This window comes from Streptomyces sp. NPDC036813, from assembly GCF_055609245.1.
Genome location: NZ_JBVJPV010000002.1, coordinates 119,407 through 134,006, shown reverse-complemented (window position 1 = coordinate 134,006; position 14,600 = coordinate 119,407). Strand labels below are relative to the sequence as shown.

The window sequence follows — 14,600 nt, the reverse complement described above, 5'->3', positions numbered from 1 at the left end:
GCAGCCCTGACGGGCGGGTGCACCCGCACCCGCCTCACCGACCCGAACCGGCCGCCCGCTCTTGTTGGAGGTACCCGTGCCCCTTGCCCAGAACCCGCTCTCCGTCGAGGTCACCCTGCCCCGCGAGGATGTAGCCCTGGTCGTGGTCGAGGGGCATCTGGACCTCGACACGGCGACGGAGTTCCAGGCCCATCTCGCCAACCAGCTGCACCACGGCCGCAGGCACTTCCTGCTGGATCTGTCGGCGGTGCCGTTCATGGACTCCTCGGGGATGAACATCATCCTGCGCGTGTACCAGGAGGCCCGCGAGCTGCCCGGGACGGTGCATGTCATCGCGCCGACCCCCGCGGTGCGGCGTGTCCTCGATCTCACGGGCGTGAGCATCACCGTCCCGATCTCGGACTCGGTGCAGGAGGCGCTGGCGCTGATCGACCGGGGCCCGCAGGGCGCCGAGAACCCGGAGGCGCCTCAGACGTGACGCGGCGCGGATCCGGCCGCACCCCGGCGGATCCGCACATGATCATCTTTGTGATCGTTCTCACCCCGGGACGGGTTCCACCGTCACCGGGGTGGTCGCGGTGCACGCACGCGGCACGGGCCCGTCCCGAACACCGGTTCCCGTGTCCGTCGGATGTCGTACCGGCGCTCCCCGGGGGGCGCCGCCCTCGGGTTCAATGCCCGCGACCCGGTGTCGTCCTCCGTTCGAGCATGGTTAGGGTGGGCCACCGGCAGAGATCACATCGCCTCTCGTCGCCTTCCGCAGGCCGCAGCGATGCAACGCAGATTGAGGAGTGACACACGTGCCGGAGCACGAAGCGTCAGCCGACCACGGCTCGCCCGCACGGGACGTCGCGGCGTTCCTGCGCCGCCGCCGGGAGCAGATCGCCCAGCGGTGGGCCGACGAGCCACTGTTCCGCACGGTGTTCACCGTCTCGCGCGACGAGGCGGTGGAGGCGGGCAAGGCCGTGGCGGACGCGCTGTCCGACGTGGCCGCGTCCGAGCGGGTCGCGTCGCTGGACGCGCCCGGTTTCGGCGCCGTACGCGAGCAGCTCGGCCGGATGGGCGCCGCCCGGGCCCGCGCCGGGCTCACCCCCGGGCAGATCTCCGGTGAGCTGGACGCGCTGCGCCGGCCCGCCGTGGAACTGCTGCTGGCCGACCTCGACGCCGCCCCGGCCGACCGGGTGCGGGAGTGCTCGGAGGCGCTGGCCGTGCTGCTCGGCACGCTCCGCCTGGTCGTCATGGAGACGGCGGTCCTGGAGGGACAGGCGCTGATCGACCGGCAGCGGCTGCAGCTGCTGGAGGTGGCGACGCCCGTCATCCGGCTGTGGAACGGCGTGGTCGCCGTCCCGCTGATCGGCACCCTGGACAGCGCCCGCAGCCAGGTCGTGATGGAGACCCTGCTGGAGGCGGTCGTCGAACAGAAGGCGCGCTTCGCCATCCTGGACATCACGGGCGTGCCGACGGTGGACTCGCTCGTGGCGCAGCACCTGATGAAGACGGTGCAGGCGGCGGCCCTGATGGGCGCCGAATGCGTCGTCTCCGGCATCCGCCCGGCGATCGCGCAGACCATCGTCCACCTCGGTCTGGACCTCGGCTCGGTGAAGACGCGGGCCTCCCTCGCCGACGCGCTGGCCTACGCCCTGCACGAGCTGGGCGTCGGCATCACCGGTCCCACTCCCGGCGGTGCAGGTCCGCGGTGACCGAGGGCTTTTCGCATCCGATGAGCGGCGGCCACGTGCCGGTGCTCCGGCTCGGTGACGTCCTCCTGGTCACGCTGCAGGGGGATCTGTACGACAGCATGGCGCAGCGGCTGCTCCAGGACATCACGGAGGCGATCTCGAGCAGCCGGGTCGCCGGGGTCGTCATCGACCTGTCCGGCGTGGAGATCGTCGACTCCTTCCTCGGGCGGGTGCTGGCGGAGATCGCGGCGAACGCCCGGCTGCTGGCCGCGCAGACCGTCGTCGCGGGCATGCGGCCGGCCGTCGCCATCACCCTGGTGGAGCTGGGCCTGACCCTGCCCGGGCTGCGGACCGCGCTGACCACCCAGGCCGCCCTGGACCTGCTGACCGGGCCGAACGGCCCCCGGCCGGGGAGCGATTGATGGAGACGGCTGCGGGCATCGAGGCCCGTCTGCCGATCCGGTCGGACATGGACCTTGTGTGGGTGCGCCAGCACATCCGTCAGGCGGCCGCACAGCTCGGCTTCGGTCTGGTGGAGCAGACCAAGCTGGTCACCGCCGCGAGTGAGCTGGCGCGCAACACGCTGGTGCACGGCGGGGGCGGCGAGGTGCACACCCTGCCCCTGGTGAGCGGGCGGGCGCGGGGACTGCGGCTGACCTTCACCGACCAGGGGCCGGGCATCGCGGACGTGGAGCGGGCGCTGAGCGACGGCTACACCTCCGGGGGCGGCCTCGGGATGGGGCTGGGCGGGGCGCGTCGTCTGGTGCACGAGTTCGCGATCGACTCCACCCCGGGCGCCGGCACCACGGTCACCGTGACGTCGTGGGCGGCCCGGCCGCCGCTGCCGCGTGAGGAGATCTGATGGCCCGGGTGTGGCATGTGCCGGTGCAGGACTCGACGCGGGTGCGGGACGCCCGGGTGGCCGCGGAGGGCGCGGCGGCGCTGGCCGGTCTGGACGAGCGGCGTACGGCGGCCGTGGCGCTGGTGGCGACCGAGCTGGCCACCAACCTGCTCAAGCACGCCGGCGGCGGGCTGCTCCTGGTCGACGTGGTCGCACCGCCGGCCCTGCCGGGCGTCGCCGAGGAGGCGGGCGTGGTGCAGATCGCGGCCGTCGACCACGGTCCGGGGATCGCCGATGTGGCCGAGGCGCTGCGCGACGGGTTCTCCACGACCCGTTCGCTCGGGGCCGGACTCGGCACCTGCCGGCGCATCGCCGACGACTTCGGCCTGCACACCGTGCGGGGCCGCGGCACTGTGGCGCTTGCCCGGATCGGTCCCGTCGTGCCCGCACACGTCCGCCGGCAGGTCGCCGGGGCGCGGGCGGGCGGGGTGGTCGTGCCGTTCGCCGGGGCCGACTTCTCCGGTGACGCCTGGGCATGGGCACGATCCGGGGACCGGCTCACCCTGATGCTGGCCGACGGTCTCGGGCACGGTCCTGAGGCGTCCCGGGCGTCCGCAGCGGCCGTGCGCGAGCTGCACCGCTCCGCCCACCTCCCGCCGCCCGAGCTGCTGCGCCGGCTGCACACGGAGCTGGCCGGCACCCGGGGCGCGGCGGTGGCGCTGGCCCAGCTGGAGACCGACGCGAACCGGCTGCGGTTCGCGGGCGTCGGCAACATAGGGGCGCGGCTGCTCGAGGGCGACGCCTGGCGTGCGCTGCTGTCGCGTCCCGGCATCGTGGGCGTGCACCGGCCGACCACGCTGACGGAGACCCTGCTGCCGTGGTCGGCGGACCGGCTGCTGATCCTGCACAGCGACGGCCTGCCCAGCCGCTGGGTCCCGCCGTCCGACCCGGAGCTGCTCGCGGCCGATCCGGCCGTTCTGGCGGCCGTGACGGTCCGTGACGCGAGCAGCAGCGCCAGCCCGGTGCGGGACGACACCGCCGTGGCGGTCCTGGCGCCGAACCCGCCGGAGCGACCATGACCCGTACCTGGCAGATCGCCACCGCCACCGACGCGGCCCGCGCCCGGATCGCCACGCTCGGGCTGGCCGCAGCGCACGGGGTGTCCGCGCTGGACCGCACCCGGCTGGCCGCGGCGCTCAGCGGACGGCTGCGGCAGTGCCTGACCAAGGGCGGCACCTGGCGGGTCACCCTCGAACCGGATCCGGCCGAGGGTCTGCTGCACGCCGTCGTCGAGCCCGCGCCGGGCACGGACGTCGCCGGTGAGGGGCCGTGGCGCACGGCGGTGCCCTGCCCGGAGTTCGCGGACGCCGTCGCGGTGGGCGACCCGCCGGACGACGCCGAGCTGCTCGCCGAGGCGCTGCTGGGCGCCGACGAGGACACCGCGCTGGTGCTCGGCAAGCTCGCCGAGCAGGAGGACCTGGTGGCCTTCCACCGGGAGGAGCTGCACCAGACCAACCAGGGCGTGCTGGCGCTGCACGCGGAGCTGGACGCCGCAGGGCGGGCCCAGCGCGAGGCGTTCGCCGCGGAGCGGGCGGCCCGGCAGGAGGCGGAGCGGGCGCGGCGCCGGCTCACCTTCCTCGCCGACGCCAGCGCGGAGCTGACGGCGTCCCTGAACCATGACGAGATCGTGCGCCGGCTGCCGCAGCTGCTGGTGCCGGAGTACGCCCGCAGCGTCGACGTATGGCTGTTCGACGGCGACGGGGAGCGTGGCGAGCGCGCGGACGCGGCGCCCACGGTGCCGCATCCGGCGGCCGCGGTGATCGCGGCCCGCACCGGGCGGCCGCAGTACGCCGCCGACCATCCCGGCGCACTGCCCGGGGTCGACGACCAGCCTCCGTCGGCGCTGGACCCGCTGCGGCCGCTGCTGTGCGTGCCGCTGTCGGCGCGGCGGGCGCCGCTGGGCGTGGTGACGCTGTCGCCGCCCGGCGAGCGCTGGGACCCCGACGACGCGGTGATGCTCATCGAGCTGTTCCGGCGAGCCAGCACGGCGATCGACAACGCCCGCCGCTTCGAGCACAACCGGGACATCGCCGAGACCCTGCAGCGGGCCCTGCTCACCGACCTGCCCACCCCGCCGGGGCTGCGGCTGGCCGCGCGCTATCTGCCGGCCACGTACGGGCTGAACATCGGCGGTGACTGGTACGACGCGTTCCTGCAGCCCGACGGCAGCCTGATCACCGTCGTCGGGGACGTCACCGGTCACGGGCTGCACGCGGCGGTGATGATGAGCCAGCTGCGCACCGCGCTGCGCGCCTACGCCGTGGACGGCAGCAGCCCCGGCCGGCTGCTGACCCGGCTGCACGAGTTCCTGCATCATCTGCAGCCCGACCTGTACGCGACCGCCGTGATCGCCCGTTTCCACCCGGACGAGGCGACGCTGACCTGGGCGGCCGCGGGCCATCCGCCGCCGGTGCTGCGCGGCCCGGACGGGCGGGTGCGCATCCTGGACGACAAGCCCGGCGCGATGCTCGGCATCCCGCTGCGGCAGGAGATCGCCGATCACACCGTGCCGGTGGCGCCGGGCTCGACGCTGGCGTTGTACACCGACGGCCTGGTGGAGCGGCGCGCCCACGGCATAGACCCGGGCATCGGCCGCCTGGCCGACGCGCTCGGGGAGTTCCCCGGCGCGGAGCTGGCACGGGATCTGGAGAGCGCGGCCGACCGCATCCTGCCGCCGCTGCTGAGCGACTCGGAGCGCGACGACGACGTGTGCCTGCTGCTGTGCCACCTCGCCGGGTCGTCCTGATCCCGGGTCCGCCTGCGCCCTCCGCTCCTCGTCACCATCCTGACCTGCGGTCAATCCCGCGTACGGGGCGCCCGCACGGGCGTGAAGGGGCAGACTGACTGGCGTACGTTCGTCTGCCTGCCGCACCCGACTGGCGCGGTGGCCGCGAACACGGTGGGATCGATCAGGTGCGAAGCAGCGCTCCGGCGGGCACACGCACACGAGTCGATCCAACCGCCCGGAGCCGCAGAAGGGATGACCAACGTGACACGACCCAGGATCCTGGTGGTGGGCGCGGGCTTCGCGGGAGTGGAGTGCGTACGGCGCCTGGAGCGCATGCTCTCCCCCGGCGAGGCCGATCTCACCCTGGTGACACCGTTCTCCTACCAGCTCTATCTGCCGCTGCTTCCCCAGGTCGCCTCCGGTGTGCTGACGCCGCAGTCGATCGCCCTGTCGCTGCGCCGCAGCCGCAAGTACCGCACCCGGATCATCCCGGGCGGCGCGATCGGCGTGGACCTGAAGTCCAAGGTGTGCGTCATCCGCACGATCACCGACGAGATCGTCAACGAGCCGTACGACTACATCGTGCTGGCCCCGGGCAGCGTGACGCGCACGTTCGACATCCCGGGCCTGACGGAGCACGCGTTCGGGATGAAGACGCTCGCCGAGGCCGCGTACATCCGCGACCACGTCATCTCCCAGCTCGATCTCGCCGACGCCAGCAACGACCCGGCCGAGCGGGCCGCGCGGCTGCAGTTCGTGGTGGTCGGCGGCGGCTACGCCGGCACCGAGACCGCGGCCTGCCTGCAACTGCTGACCTGCAACGCGGTCAAGCGCTATCCGCGCCTTGACCCGAAACTGATCCGCTGGCACCTCATCGACATCGCCCCGAAGCTGATGCCCGAGCTGGGCGACAAGCTCGGCCGCAGCGCCCAGGAAGTGCTGCGCAAGCGGGGCATCGACATCTCGCTCGGCGTCTCCATCGAGAAGGCCGGGCCGACCGAGGTCACCTTCACCGACGGCCGGGCGGTACCCACGCACACCCTGATCTGGACGGCCGGTGTGGTCGCGAGCCCGCTCATCGCCACGCTCGGCGCGGAGACCGTGCGCGGGCGCCTGGCGGTGAACCCGGAGATGAACCTCCCGGGCCACGACGGGGTGTTCGCGCTCGGCGACTCCGCGGCCGTGCCCGACCTCGCCAAGGGCGCCGACGCGGTGTGCCCGCCGACCGCGCAGCACGCGATGCGGCAGGGCAAGGTCGTCGCCGACAACGTCATCGCCACGCTGCGCGGGCAGGCGATGCGGCCGTACGAGCACAAGGATCTGGGGCTGGTCGTCGACCTCGGCGGAAAGGACGCGGTGTCCAAGCCGCTCGGCATCGAACTGCGGGGCCTGCCCGCGCAGGCCGTGGCGCGCGGCTACCACTGGTCGGCGCTGCGCACCGGTGTCGCCAAGACGCGGGTGCTGACCAACTGGACGCTGAACGCGCTCGCCGGCGACGACTTCGTCCGCACCGGTTTCCAGGCGCGCCGCCCGGCCAAGCTGAAGGACTTCGAGTACACCGACACGTATCTGACGCCGGAACAGGTGCGCAAGCGGGTGGAAGGGGCCGAGGCGCCGGGCCAGTGAGGCGGTGCAGGGTGTTCCCGCACGTCATGGCATGCTGAAGGCCGTAAGCCACGACCTTTGAGCGGAGTGACACGGCGGCGTGAGGGCAGCTGGGCGATCGGGCCGGACACGACTGTGGGACGCGCTGGCGGCGTCCGACCCGGGGCTGCTGCGGCTGGTCGCCGGCCTGAGGACGGCGGGTGCGATCGCCCTGACGCTCGCCGTGCTCGGCGTGCTGGGCGCCCCGGTGAAACATCTGGTCGCCGGGGCGATCGCCGCGATGGTGGCGACGTTCGCCATCCGGGAGAAGCAGCGCACCCAGCAGGCGGTGACACTGGCGCTGGGGCTGCCCATGGCGCTGGTGTCGCTGTCGCTGGGTTCCGTGCTGACCACCCTCAGAGTGGCCGGTGACCTCTTCTTCGTCGTCCTCATATTCTGCGCGGTCTACGCTCGGCGGTTCGGCGACCGGGGCACCGCGCTCGGTCTGATCGCCTTCCAGGTGTACTTCCTGTCGCTGTTCGTGGGCGCCACCTCCGAGACCCTGCCGGAACTGTGCGGGGTCGTCGCCGTCGCGTTCGCGGCGAGCGCGCTGCTGCGGTTCGCGGTGGTGCCGACGGGACCCACCTGGATCCTGGAACGCCTCCGGCAGGCGTTCCGCGCCCGACTGGCGCAGTTGCTGGCCGCGCAGGTGGAGTTGCTGGACGCCGGGCCCGACGACGTCGACAAGGCGCTGCACGAGGTGCGCGAGGGCACCGCGCGGCTGCACGAGACGGCGATGATGATCCAGGGGCGCCTGGAGGAGGGCACCTCCGACGAGGCGGTGGCCCGGCTGGTGCAGCGGCGCATCGCGGACGCCGAGATCGCCGCCGAGCGGCTCGGGCTGCTGCTGCTCACCGCGCGCAGCGCCGAACGCGCCGACACCCTGACCCTCCATCTTCCGGGCGCGTCGCTGCCCACAGGCGGTCATCTGCCGGTGCGCGACGAGGCGACCGGGGCGCTGCGCCGTGATCTGCGGGCGCTGCGGATGCTGGTGCTCCAGCCGGCCGCGGCGGCCCGCGGCACCGGGCTCGCGCAGGTGCGCAACCGGCTGCTCGGCTACCGGGACGAGGAGAACCTGCCGCCCGCCGCGAGTGCCGTCCAGGACGTCTTCCGCGGCATCGGTGAGACGGCGCGCGCCGTGATGGGCCTGCGGGTCGCCCTGGACGGGCCGCAGGACGAGTCCGACGACTCCCCCGCGACGACGCGGTCCCGCGAGGAGCTGGACGCCGAGGACGCCGCGATCGGCGGCGCGGAGGAGAGCGAGCGCGAGGAGGAGGAGCAGCTTTCCGGGCTGAAACGGCCCACCACGCGGGCGGCGGTTCAGGTGGCGGTCGGCTCGTCACTGGCGATCGTGGGCGGGGAGTTCCTCTCGGCCCAGCGCTGGTACTGGGCGGTGCTCACCTGCTGGATCGTCTTCATCAACACCTCCTCCACCGGGGAGATCCTGGTGAAGGGATACCGCCGGCTGCTGGGCACCGTGCTCGGCGTGGTGGCGGGCATCGCGCTGGCGGGGCTGGTCGGGCATCACACATGGACGGCGTTCGCGCTGGTGCTGCTGTTCGTGTTCGCGATGTTCTACACCGCGCCCCTGTCGTACACGCTGATGTCGTTCTTCGTGACGGCCGCGCTGGGGCTGCTCTACACGCTGCTGCACACCTACAGCGCGTCGGTGCTGGTGCTGCGGGTGGAGGAGACGGCGCTGGGGGCGGCCTGCGGGGTGATCGCGGCGGCGCTGGTGCTGCCGGTGCACACCGGGCGTCGTACGGACGAACTGCTCGGGACGGTGCTGGAGCGGCTGGCCGATGTCACCGAGCGGGCCGTGGACCAGCTCAGCGGTGGGCCCGAGGTGGAGCTGCTCGACCTGGCACGTGACCTGGACCAGGCGCTGGCCGATCTGAGCGCGGCGACGCAGCCGCTGACGCATCCGGTGACGCCGCTGCGCTCGCGGCGCGACACCGCCCGCTATGTGGTGGCGTTGCTGGAGACGTGCGCGTATCACGCGCGGTCGCTGGCGGCCATGGCGGAGCTGCTGCCGACGCATCCCGCGATCGCGGCCGACCCGCGACTGCGCGGGGCCGGGCAGCGCATCCTGGACAACATCCGCACCATCGCCGCACATGTCTCCGGCGATCCGGCGGCCGGGCGGGTGGCGACGGGACCGAGCCTCGCCGCCCTGCTCCAGCCCGGCGACCCGGGCACGCCCCGCTACGGCCGCATCACCGACCGCGTGCTGCGGCATCTGCAGCGGCTGGACGAGGCAGTGGTGGGTCTGGCCCGCCCGCTCGGGGCACCCCGAGCCGAGGCGGAGCCGGCGAAGTAGGCAGGGGCGTACCGCAGCGGTGGCAGGGCCGCACGGCAACCGTGGCCGTGCGGCCCTGCCACCGCTGCGGCCCGGTGACCCCGGTGGTCAGAAGTCGCTGGGGAGGCCGCTGGCCTCGGCGATGCCGCGCAGTTCCTCGTCGGTGCGGCGGCGTTCGTGGAGGTAGCCGGCGATGCGGCCGAGGCTCGCGGGGTCGGCGGCGGTGGCCGCGTCGGTGACCACGCGGACCGGGCCGGAGCCCTCCACGTCGATCTCGACGACCTGGTTGTCCAGGCGGCCGGTCACGGCGGTGGCGATGACGAGGGCCGCCTCGTCGCGGATCACCTGGGGCAGGCCCTCCGCGCGGTCGCAGTCCACGACCAGTTCCATGCCTCCGAAGCGCTGCTCGTCGATGGCCCGCAGCACCGGTTCCACGACGCTGAGCAGCAGCTGGAAGTCGTCGCTGTCCATGCGGAACCGCAGCAGGTCGAGGTAGACGTCCACGGGGCGTTCGTCCGGCGGGAGGTCTGAGTCGTCCATGTCCCCCGTGTTCCCCGGCCCGCGCCGCTCAGACCCGCCGCCAGCGCGCCAGAGCGAAGGAGAACAGGCCGAACAGCACGAGACCGGCCGCGACGAGCGCCAGCAGCCACGGCCCGAGCGGGGTGTCGGCGAACGAGCGCAGGGTGTCGTCGAGTCCCTTGGCGCGCGCCGGGTCGTAGGAGACGGCCGCGCGGACGGCGAAGGCGCCGGCGGCCGTGAAGACGAGGCCGCGCGCGACTCCGCCCGCCACCCCGGTGATGTCGGTGAGCCGCAGGGCCCAGCGCGACATCCGGGCCAGCCGCAGGTCGTCCCGGTACTTCCGCCGGGCGGCCGCGACGGCGATCCATACGCCGGTCACGACGATCCCGGCTCCGACGGCGCCGACGACCCACTGCCCGGCGGGCAGGTCGAGCACCCGCGCGGTGACGTCGCGGGACTGCCGGTCGCTGGACCCGCCGCCGCCCGATCCGGCCGCGAAGGACAGCACGGAGAAGGCGACGGAGCAGTAGAAGACGCAGCGGACGACCGCGAGGAGCCGCTTCTTCGCGGTGCGGCCGTCCTTGCCGGCCGAGCCGAAGACGGCCTCGGACAGCCGCCACAGCGCCATCCCGGTCAGGCCGACGCCGAGCGCCCACAGCAGCACCGCGCCGAGGGGCTGCTGCGACAGTTCGGCGAGGGCGCCCCCGCGGTCGGCCTGGTGTCCGCCGTCGCCGGAGGAGATCTGCAGCGCCAGCGCGCCGACCAGCAGATAGATGACGCCCCGCGCGGCCAGTCCCGCGCGTGCCGCGCCCTCGGTGAGCGTCCCCCGCGCCATCCGTTCGGCCTCGGCGCGGCCGCCCTGCCCCATGGCATATGTGTTCATCGTCGCCTCCCCGACTCCGGATGCCCCGTGCTGCCGTGAACACACCGCGCGGTCCGGGTCCGCCCCCCGGGGTCCGGCACCTGAAACGCCGTACGCCTCCCAGGTCCCGCGTGGCGTGCTGCGGGGCCTGGAAGGCGTACGGCGTCGTCGGTGTGCGGCGGTGTCTCAGCGGGGGGAGCCCGGGCGGCCGGAGCGGCGGCCCATGGCCTCCTCGCGGACCCGGGCGCAGCTGCGGCTGATCAGCCGCGAGACGTGCATCTGGGAGATGCCGAGGCAGTCGGCGATACGGCTCTGGGTCATGTCCTCGAAGAAGCGCATGTAGAGGATGGCGCGTTCACGTTCCGGCAGATGGCGCAGACCCTCCTTGGCGGACTCGCGGTCGATGACGATGTCGTAGGAGCCGTCCGGTGCGCCGAGGGTGTCCGCGAGGCTGTAGCCGTCGTCGTCGGCCGACACCTCGGCGTCCAGGGACAGCGTGCTGAAGCTGTCCAGGGCCTCGAGACCGGCGTTGACCTCGTCCTCGGTCAGTCCGGTGTGGGCGGCGATGTCGGCGACGGAGGGCTCGGGGGATCCGGGGCTCTGGGTGAGGTCGCGGCGGGCGAGCCGCACCTTGTTGCGCAGCTCCTGCACCCGGCGGGGAACGCGCAGCGCCCACATCCGGTCGCGGAAGTGCCGCTTGACCTCGCCGGTGATGGTCGGCACGGCGTAGCTCTCGAAGGCGCCGCGGCTCGGGTCGTAGCGGTCGATGGCCTTCACCAGGCCCAGCGCGGCCACCTGGCGCAGGTCCTCCAGCGACTCGCCGCGGTCGCGGAAGCGGCCGGCGATGCGGTGGGCCATGGGCAGCCAGGCGGTGACGAGCTCGTCGCGCAGGGCCTCGCGCTCGGGGCCGTCCTCCAGCGCGGCGAGACGGGCGAACGCCTCCACGGTGTCGGGGGCGTCGTCGTGGGACCGCCCCGGGGAGGTGGTGGGTCGGACGTCCGTGCCGGGTCGGCTTGTCGACATGTCGCTCAGCATGATGCGGATTCGCTCCTGACAGGTGATCTCAGGGACTTACCGCGGGAGGGGTGGTGGTGCCGTCCGGTTCGCCGTCAGGCACCTGGGCAGCCACTACCGCTCCCGCTGACGCGCCTCCGGTCCGAAGCACGAAAATGCGTGTGCCCCTCCTCTCCGGCAGCAAACACGGCCGACGAGGTGAGCTGCGGGAAGTCGTCGGGAGAAGGTCACGGGAAGACGGGCACCTCGGCCGTGATCCGCTTCCCGCCCGCGGGCAGGTCGGTGACGTTGACGTCTCGGGCGAGCCGGCACACGATCGGCCAGCCGCGGCCGCCGACCCTGCGCCGCCCGTCGGTGCCGATGGGTGCCGTCGTCACCGGCAGCCGCCTGCTGCGGTCACACACGGACACCCGCACTCCCCCGGACACCAGGTCCACGGCGTAGTCGGTGACCCCGCCGCCGTGCAGGATGGCGTTGGACGTCAGCTCCGAGGCGACGAGCAGCGCGTCCGAGAGCGATTCCTCGTCGCAGTGGACTCCCGTGGCCCGGCAGCCCCGGTCGACGGCGCGGCGCACGGCCGCGCGGACGTCGGCCGGGCAGCAGGTTCCGCACTGCTCGCAGCCCCCTGTCTCCAGGGGTTCGATGGCGTACTCCGCGCTCATCCTCTCGCTCCCTCACAGTGGTCCCTGGCGCGTTCGGGGAAAAGACCGGCGCGCTCGCCGGGCCGGGCGGGTCAGGGGGCCCGGCGGCTCGGCGCCGCGTGCACCGACCGGCATCGGCCGATCGGGTCGGCAGGGGCCGTGGCACCGCCCGGGGATCCCCGGCGTCCGCGGGGTGCATGGACCCTTGTAGTCCGGCTCACCTCTCCTGGCCGCGGCAAACCTGGCGTTTCGGGCATGCTCCGTCCATGACGGAGGTAGCAGGGCTCTGCCAATGACGCGGGTGGCAGGTCTCTGCCAATGACGCGGGTGGCCATGCTCCGTCATTGACGCGTGCGGCCGGGGTAGTCGGACGGCATGACCGATGTCGTGGACTCAGACGAGCTGTTGCGACGGATCCAGCGCGCCCGGGCCTGCGCCGCCGAGGAGGCGCGCGGCTGGCGGGCCCGCAGCGAGAAAGCGGAAGGACGAGAGGACGCGGAGAGCGGGGCCTCGGAGGCCGCGGTGCGCAGTGTGGCGTACGAGGTGGTGCTGCGGGTGCTGGACGAGATCGTCACACCCGGCGCGCACGCGAAACCGGACTGATCACCCGGGTGGGCCGGGTTGCCCGCCACGGGTGCGGGGAACCCGGCGCCCATGTCAGCTGATCACACGCGAGCACCCGTTCTGGACGCCCTGGTCGACTACCGTCGCCGGGGCCGTCTGTCGTTCACCCCGCCGGGCCACAAGCAGGCCCGCGGCGCCGATCCGGCCGTACGGGAGGTGCTGGGAGACGCGGTGTTCCTCGGTGACGTCCTGGCGGCCGGCGGTCTGGACGACCGGCTGACCCGCGGGCAGGTGCTGGAGCGGGCCGAGAAGTTGATGGCCGACGCCGTGCACGCCGAGCACACGTTTTTCACCACCTGCGGCAGTTCCCTGTCCGTGAAGGCCGCCATGCTGTCGGTGGCGGGGCCGCACGAGAAGCTCCTGATCGGGCGGGACGCGCACAAGTCGGTGGTGTCGGGGCTGGTCCTGTCCGGGGTCGAGCCGGTGTGGGTGGAGCCGCGCTGGGACGCCGAGCGGCATCTGGCGCACCCGCCGGGAGCCGAGGACTTCGCCCGGGCCTTCGCGGCGCATCCGGACGCCAAGGGGGCGCTGGTGACCTCGCCGACTCCGTACGGCGCCTGCGCGGACCTGCGCGGGATCGCACAGGTGTGTCACGACCGGGGCGTGCCGCTGATCGTGGACGAGGCGTGGGGCGCCCACCTCCCCTTCCATCCGGATCTGCCGTCCTGGGCGATGGACGCGGGCGCCGACATCTGCGTGACGAGCATCCACAAGATGGGCAGCGGTCTGGAGCAGGGCTCGGTCTTCCATGTGCAGGGCGATCTCGTACCGCCGCAGCTGCTGAAGAACCGCTCGGACCTGCTGGGCACCACCAGTCCGTCGGTGCTGATCTACGCGGGCCTGGACGGCTGGCGGCGGCAGATGGCGCTGCGCGGCCGGGAACTCATGGGCGGCGCGCTGGAGCTGGCCGCCGAGGTACGCGAGGCAATCGAGGAGATCGACGGGCTGCACGTCAACGACCGGGACGACTTCTGCGGCCCCGGTCTGGCCGTCGACTTCGACCCGCTGCCGACGATCATCGACATCGCGGAGCTCGGTGTCACCGGCTACCGGGCGGCGGACTGGCTGCGCGAGCACCGTGAGGTGGAGATGCATCTGGTCGACCACCGGCGGATCGGCGCGCAGATCACGCACGGGGACGACCGCACGACGACCGGGGAACTGCTTTCCGCACTCAAGGAACTGGCGCGGGTCGCGCCGGAGCTGCGGGACGCGCCCCGGGTGGACGTGCCGTCGCCGGGTGAGCTGCGGCTGGAGCAGGTGGCGCTGCCGCGTGACGCGTTCTTCGGGGCCGCCGAGGATGTGCCGGTCGCCGAGGCGGTGGGACGCATCGCGGCCGAGATGATCACGCCGTACCCGCCCGGCATCCCGGCGGTGCTGCCCGGCGAGCGGCTGACCGAGCCGGTGCTGCGCTATCTGCGCACGGGACTGACGGCGGGGATGTACCTGCCCGATCCCGGTGACCCGGAGCTGGAGACGGTCCGGGTGGTGAAGTGAAACGGGTCACGTGACCGGGTTTCGGCTGGGCATCTCCGCCCGAGATGGTTTACGGTTCATCCATACGTGGTGACGGGGTCGACCCTCGCAGTCCTCCGTACACCACCCTTTACGGCCCTGGCTGGTTTCCCCCGTCCAGCCAGGGCTTCTTCATGCCCGCGCACCGCGCGTCCGCCGATCGTGCCGTGGAAC

14 protein-coding genes are annotated in these 14,600 nt (G+C 73.3%); 10 read left to right on the top strand and 4 right to left on the bottom strand.

The annotated features are described in order from the left end of the window. The first annotated feature begins 76 nt into the window (after positions 1-76). The 8 genes from ACZ67Q_RS04665 (at position 77) to ACZ67Q_RS04630 (ending at position 9,272) form a co-directional block, all read left to right on the top strand. Complete coding sequence (locus tag ACZ67Q_RS04665) at positions 77-478, top strand: STAS domain-containing protein (RefSeq protein WP_471176349.1); 402 nt, start codon at positions 77-79, stop codon at positions 476-478. A gap of 322 nt (positions 479-800) precedes the next feature. Beyond that, positions 801-1,700, top strand: coding sequence for an STAS domain-containing protein (locus tag ACZ67Q_RS04660; RefSeq protein WP_471176346.1), 900 nt, complete (start codon positions 801-803; stop codon positions 1,698-1,700). Between the two features lie 20 nt (positions 1,701-1,720). Beyond that, positions 1,721-2,101, top strand: coding sequence for an STAS domain-containing protein (locus ACZ67Q_RS04655; RefSeq protein WP_471177681.1), 381 nt, complete (start codon positions 1,721-1,723; stop codon positions 2,099-2,101). Further along, positions 2,101-2,541 (top strand): anti-sigma regulatory factor, encoded by a 441-nt coding sequence (locus ACZ67Q_RS04650; protein WP_471176344.1) that lies wholly within the window; start codon positions 2,101-2,103, stop codon positions 2,539-2,541. Before ACZ67Q_RS04655 ends, ACZ67Q_RS04650 begins: the two co-directional genes overlap by 1 nt. Then, positions 2,541-3,599: an anti-sigma regulatory factor gene (locus ACZ67Q_RS04645; protein WP_471176342.1), complete on the top strand. Its 1,059-nt coding sequence runs from the start codon at positions 2,541-2,543 to the stop codon at positions 3,597-3,599. Before ACZ67Q_RS04650 ends, ACZ67Q_RS04645 begins: the two co-directional genes overlap by 1 nt. Beyond that, positions 3,596-5,326, top strand: a complete 1,731-nt coding sequence (locus ACZ67Q_RS04640) for a PP2C family protein-serine/threonine phosphatase (protein ID WP_471176340.1) — start codon at positions 3,596-3,598, stop codon at positions 5,324-5,326. The genes ACZ67Q_RS04645 and ACZ67Q_RS04640 overlap by 4 nt, the downstream gene beginning before the upstream one ends. Positions 5,327-5,560: 234 nt before the next feature. After that, positions 5,561-6,934 (top strand): NAD(P)/FAD-dependent oxidoreductase, encoded by a 1,374-nt coding sequence (locus ACZ67Q_RS04635; protein ID WP_471176337.1) that lies wholly within the window; start codon positions 5,561-5,563, stop codon positions 6,932-6,934. A 79-nt stretch (positions 6,935-7,013) separates the two neighbouring features. After that, the gene (locus tag ACZ67Q_RS04630) at positions 7,014-9,272 is read left to right on the top strand and encodes an FUSC family protein (RefSeq protein ID WP_471176334.1); all 2,259 of its coding nucleotides are present in this window, start codon (positions 7,014-7,016) and stop codon (positions 9,270-9,272) included. Positions 9,273-9,359: 87 nt separating this feature from the next. Here ACZ67Q_RS04630 and ACZ67Q_RS04625 read toward each other — a convergent pair whose 3' ends face one another. The 4 genes from ACZ67Q_RS04625 to ACZ67Q_RS04610 all read right to left on the bottom strand — a co-directional run bounded on the left by ACZ67Q_RS04625 (position 9,360) and on the right by ACZ67Q_RS04610 (position 12,308). Next, positions 9,360-9,791 carry a hypothetical protein gene (locus ACZ67Q_RS04625; protein ID WP_471176331.1) on the bottom strand — a complete coding sequence of 144 codons (432 nt, stop codon included), beginning with the start codon at positions 9,789-9,791 and terminating at the stop codon, positions 9,360-9,362. 28 nt (positions 9,792-9,819) lie between these two features. After that, on the bottom strand, positions 9,820-10,653 hold the full coding sequence (locus ACZ67Q_RS04620; RefSeq protein WP_471176328.1) for a DUF1206 domain-containing protein: 834 nt from the start codon (positions 10,651-10,653) through the stop codon (positions 9,820-9,822). A gap of 165 nt (positions 10,654-10,818) precedes the next feature. After that, on the bottom strand, positions 10,819-11,667 hold the full coding sequence (locus ACZ67Q_RS04615) for a SigB/SigF/SigG family RNA polymerase sigma factor (RefSeq protein ID WP_471176326.1): 849 nt from the start codon (positions 11,665-11,667) through the stop codon (positions 10,819-10,821). A gap of 206 nt (positions 11,668-11,873) precedes the next feature. Continuing rightward, positions 11,874-12,308 carry an ATP-binding protein gene (locus ACZ67Q_RS04610; RefSeq protein ID WP_471176323.1) on the bottom strand — a complete coding sequence of 145 codons (435 nt, stop codon included), beginning with the start codon at positions 12,306-12,308 and terminating at the stop codon, positions 11,874-11,876. 354 nt (positions 12,309-12,662) lie between these two features. Between ACZ67Q_RS04610 and ACZ67Q_RS04605 the strand changes: the two genes are divergently transcribed. Then, on the top strand, positions 12,663-12,890 hold the full coding sequence (locus ACZ67Q_RS04605; protein ID WP_471176321.1) for a hypothetical protein: 228 nt from the start codon (positions 12,663-12,665) through the stop codon (positions 12,888-12,890). A gap of 51 nt (positions 12,891-12,941) precedes the next feature. Then, complete coding sequence (locus ACZ67Q_RS04600) at positions 12,942-14,408, top strand: aminotransferase class I/II-fold pyridoxal phosphate-dependent enzyme (RefSeq protein ID WP_471176318.1); 1,467 nt, start codon at positions 12,942-12,944, stop codon at positions 14,406-14,408. The last annotated feature ends 192 nt before the right edge of the window (positions 14,409-14,600 follow it).

Coding starts and splice junctions, on each gene's coding strand:
- ACZ67Q_RS04655 (WP_471177681.1), top strand. CDS start 1,721: ATGAGCGGCGGCCACGTGCCGGTGCTCCGGCTCGGTGACGTCCTCCTG.
- ACZ67Q_RS04650 (WP_471176344.1), top strand. CDS start 2,101: ATGGAGACGGCTGCGGGCATCGAGGCCCGTCTGCCGATCCGGTCGGAC.
- ACZ67Q_RS04645 (WP_471176342.1), top strand. CDS start 2,541: ATGGCCCGGGTGTGGCATGTGCCGGTGCAGGACTCGACGCGGGTGCGG.
- ACZ67Q_RS04640 (WP_471176340.1), top strand. CDS start 3,596: ATGACCCGTACCTGGCAGATCGCCACCGCCACCGACGCGGCCCGCGCC.
- ACZ67Q_RS04635 (WP_471176337.1), top strand. CDS start 5,561: ATGACCAACGTGACACGACCCAGGATCCTGGTGGTGGGCGCGGGCTTC.
- ACZ67Q_RS04625 (WP_471176331.1), bottom strand. CDS start 9,791: ATGGACGACTCAGACCTCCCGCCGGACGAACGCCCCGTGGACGTCTAC.
- ACZ67Q_RS04620 (WP_471176328.1), bottom strand. CDS start 10,653: ATGAACACATATGCCATGGGGCAGGGCGGCCGCGCCGAGGCCGAACGG.
- ACZ67Q_RS04615 (WP_471176326.1), bottom strand. CDS start 11,667: ATGCTGAGCGACATGTCGACAAGCCGACCCGGCACGGACGTCCGACCC.
- ACZ67Q_RS04610 (WP_471176323.1), bottom strand. CDS start 12,308: ATGAGCGCGGAGTACGCCATCGAACCCCTGGAGACAGGGGGCTGCGAG.
- ACZ67Q_RS04605 (WP_471176321.1), top strand. CDS start 12,663: ATGACCGATGTCGTGGACTCAGACGAGCTGTTGCGACGGATCCAGCGC.
- ACZ67Q_RS04600 (WP_471176318.1), top strand. CDS start 12,942: ATGTCAGCTGATCACACGCGAGCACCCGTTCTGGACGCCCTGGTCGAC.